Raw genomic sequence first — 296 nt, 5'->3', positions numbered from 1 at the left:
GAAGCAAGTGGTGGCATAAATACAATCGTGTTACCTAGCGGTCGTAAAATCATACCCAGCTCTCTTGAGCGTTTACATACTTGAACACCGACTCTTTCTGTCCAGCCAAACGCTTCTTTCGTTTCCTTATTCTTCACAAGCTCAATACCAACCATTAATCCGCACTGACGAATATCCCCTACATGTTTAAATGCAAAGAGCTCTTCTAATTGCGTCGCCACATATTCTGTTTTACGTGCCACTTCTTCTATTAAATTTGTTTTCTCGTATAGTTCTAGATTCGCAATTGCTACCGC

At 41.2% G+C, this 296-nt stretch carries 1 protein-coding gene; it reads right to left on the bottom strand.

Annotated features, from left to right (window positions below):
- On the bottom strand, positions 1-296 hold a 296-nt coding region (locus SB717_RS34970), incomplete at both ends, for an aminotransferase class III-fold pyridoxal phosphate-dependent enzyme (protein ID WP_410907485.1).

The sequence above is a fragment of the Priestia sp. SIMBA_032 genome (genome assembly GCF_046535215.1).
Lineage (GTDB): Bacteria > Bacillota > Bacilli > Bacillales > Bacillaceae_H > Priestia > Priestia aryabhattai.
Note: the sequence above shows the minus strand (reverse complement) of the source record. Positions and strands in the feature narration are given on the sequence as shown.